Origin of the sequence: Rhodopirellula sp. JB055 (assembly GCF_043100905.1) — a bacterium.
Lineage (GTDB): Bacteria > Planctomycetota > Planctomycetia > Pirellulales > Pirellulaceae > Rhodopirellula.
The window spans coordinates 1-3,067 of record NZ_JBICHO010000048.1 but is presented as its reverse complement, the minus strand read 5'-3'; the positions used below and the strand labels follow the sequence as shown (position 1 = coordinate 3,067).

The 3,067-nt window shown below is 57.2% G+C and carries 2 protein-coding genes and 1 pseudogene; 1 reads left to right on the top strand and 2 read right to left on the bottom strand.

What is annotated here, in order from left to right; translation table 11 throughout:
* Positions 1-766 (top strand): AraC family transcriptional regulator (locus ACF8AM_RS01815; RefSeq protein WP_392553994.1); only part of this gene is annotated, 766 nt, incomplete at its 5' end.
* A 7-nt stretch (positions 767-773) separates the two neighbouring features.
* Here the strand turns inward: ACF8AM_RS01815 and ACF8AM_RS01810 are convergent.
* Together ACF8AM_RS01810 and ACF8AM_RS01805 are read right to left on the bottom strand one after the other, a co-directional pair.
* The gene (locus ACF8AM_RS01810; RefSeq protein ID WP_392553993.1) at positions 774-1,949 is read right to left on the bottom strand and encodes an AGE family epimerase/isomerase; all 1,176 of its coding nucleotides are present in this window, start codon (positions 1,947-1,949) and stop codon (positions 774-776) included.
* Positions 1,950-1,952: 3 nt separating this feature from the next.
* A pseudogene (locus ACF8AM_RS01805) lies at positions 1,953-3,067 on the bottom strand (sodium:solute symporter); the annotation flags it as partial.

Genomic DNA, 3,067 nt, shown 5'->3' with positions numbered 1-3,067 from the left:
AGTTGAGTTGACCTACATTCCCTCCGGGGTTGGTTCTCGGATGGTCGGCGATCACCTCGGTAGCTACACCGATCATGATCTCGTGCTGCTCGGTTCGGAGTTGCCACACACGTGGGCTTCGGATGAGTATCGGGGCCAAGTCTACGATTTGCACTCCGCGATGGTGCTGCAATTTCATCCGGATTTTTTGGGGCCCGGTTTCTTTCGGCTCAATGAGATGGTGGAAGTCCATCAGTTGCTTCAGCGGGCCAGCCGCGGGTTATGGTTTCCTGCCGACATGGCTCAGCCGATCGGCGAACAGTTGATTGAATTGGAACACCTTGGCGGTGCGAGTCGACTCGTGACGCTGCTCTCAATCCTCGATCAGCTTGCGAACTGTTCCGTTGCAGAACCGCTGGCGTCCCATCTCTATCGTGCGAGCTACAACGAAGAAGTGGAGACTCGCATTCAGCTTATCTGTGACCACATCACCCATCATCTCACGGATCCCGATCTGACGCACAGCGATCTGGCGGAGCTCGCTGACATGAACGCTTCTGCCTTCAGTCGGTTCTTCAAGCAGTCCACCGGACGAACAGTGTCGGCGTACATCAACGAGTTGCGGATTGGGTTCGCGTGTCGATTGTTGACAGACACCGATGACTCGATTCTGTCGATCAGCCAGCAATCCGGTTACCAGAACCTTTCCAACTTCAATCGGCGGTTTCAGCAGCACCGAAAGATGACGCCACGTGAATACCGCAACCGGGTCCGAATCGCGGTTTGAGGGGGCATCAGTCGAAGTCCTTCTCCAGCCACTTCCAGGCGAGGTATTGCATTCGTGGCAGGTGGAAAGGGCCCTTCCATAGGTTTCCTTTCAGTTCGCTGCTGATCGTGCCATCGCGGCGCAAGTATCCGAACCATTCGCCGTGCTGAGCGTCAGGGAAATGGGAGTACGCCCAGTCGTGAGCCTGCCGGTGCCAATTGGCGTACTTGTCATCGCCGGTCAGCAAATGCGCGAGCAAGGTCGCCAGGATGGTTTCGTTCTGCGGCCACCAGAATTTCATGTCGTGCCAGTACTCTTGAACGGGCAGCCCCTGCACGTCGACGAAGTAGAGGATGCCGCCGTGTTCAGGATCCCAGCCACGATGCCACATCCAATCCAGCATCTGGCACCCCGTTTCGATCAACGATGGGTCTTGGCGTTGGTGGCCTTCCAACAGAATGAACCAAGCACCTTCGATGGCGTGCCCAGGATTGAGCGTGCGGCCGTCGAAGTGATCGAGGATCTCGCCGTTGACACCGACGGTTTCCATCACACATTCGATGTCCGGTTTTAAATGAAATTCGTGAATGCTGGCGATGCTTCGATCGATCCAGTCGTTGGCGTCTTCCAAACCAATGGATTGCCGGAGTTCTTGGGCGGTGGCGATGGTCATCATCGGGAATCCCATTCCTCGAGTGGGACGCGTCTCGGTGAACTTCGAGGCCGCCTCTTTGCTGTTCAGGTTGTGGTCGACGAACTTTCGGAAGGTTTGAATGGCGCGGTCGCGGTAGTAGGCTTCGCCGGTGGCCAGGGCGAGTTCGCCGTAGGCAATCGCCGCGAAGCACTCGGAGTACGCGTACCGCCGCTTGCGAATGGGCTGCCCGTCCTGGGCGACGTGGAACCACATTCTGCCGTCGGTTGGATCAAAGCAATGTCGGTCCAAGAACGTCATCCCGTGGATGGCGAGTTGCAGCCATTCTTCGCGCGGTTCAACGTTGTTGTAGAGTTCACCCAACAACCAAGTGCAGCGGCCCTGTTGCCAGACACCTTTGTCGGTGTCGATCACAGTGCCGTCCCGATTCAGCGAGGTGAAGAAACCGCCGTGTTCCCGATCGACGCCGTGCTGCAACCAAAACGGGAGCGTGTCGTGGAGCAGCCCGTCTCGATACACATCAATCAATTCTCGGCGTCGTTTGGAGTTCACTGATCAATTCTCCGTGTCACTCAGCGTATGGATCGTCAATCCGGCGAGCGAGTCGCTGGGACGTGAAGTCAGCAGACTGGCCAAGTAACCCGAACCAAAGCAGCTCAGGATTCCGCACGTCGTGTAGAGGTAACCGTTGACCGTGGTGTAGCGCCAAAGAACGAACATCATCGCAGCGCCGAAGATGGCACCGACCGTCGCGCCCACCGAATTGGCTCGCGTCGTCAGTCCGCCAAGAATGAACAGCCCGCCTAGGACTCCCATGAACAAGCCAATCACGACAATGAACGTGTCAAACAATGACTTGATGCTGGGATCGACAAAGACCAACCCGAACAGTGTTCCCAGCGATCCGGTGAGGAAAGTCAGTGTGCGAGCCGTGACCAGGTAACCGCGTTCGGTGCGACACAGGTTGAGAGGTCGGACGAAGTCTGTCACCAAAGCTGTCGCGGTCGAATTCATGCTGGTCGATACAGTCGACTGGGCCGCCGCGAAAACTCCGGCGACGATCAGGCCCGCCAGCCCGATGGGCATTTCCCGAGCGATGAATAGCGGGAAGACTTGGTCGGTCGTGATCGCGGGTGAAAGTCGATCGGGGTGTGAATGGTAGAAACCGTGCAACGCCGTTCCGATCCCAAAGAACAGCAACGTCGCGGGGACGGTGAGAACGGCATTGGTCCAAATCGAACGAGCCGCCAGGGTCCGCGTCGCGGTGGTCATGTAGCGTTGGACAACGGCTTGGTCGGCCGTGTAAGAAGACAGGTTTTGACCGATCGCACCGAACACGATCACCCACAATGCAAGTTGCGCGTGAGTCGGGCTGAGGTGGAAATTGGCCATTCGTAATTTGTCTGCTTCGACGGCGTGTGACCAACTTCCTGTGAATCCTCCGTCGGTGGCGGACAGCATCAACAGGATTGCCAGGAAAGCTCCTCCTAGCAGCACCACCGTTTGAATGGTGTCCGTCCAAATGACGGCTTCGATTCCTCCAAGCGTGCTGTACGCGATGCTGAGACCGCCCATCAACAACACGGAATGCTGGGGTGTCAGGGGAGTGGCGACCGACAATGCCAAACCGGTCAGCGACATCACCACCGCCATCCGAAACACATGGAACA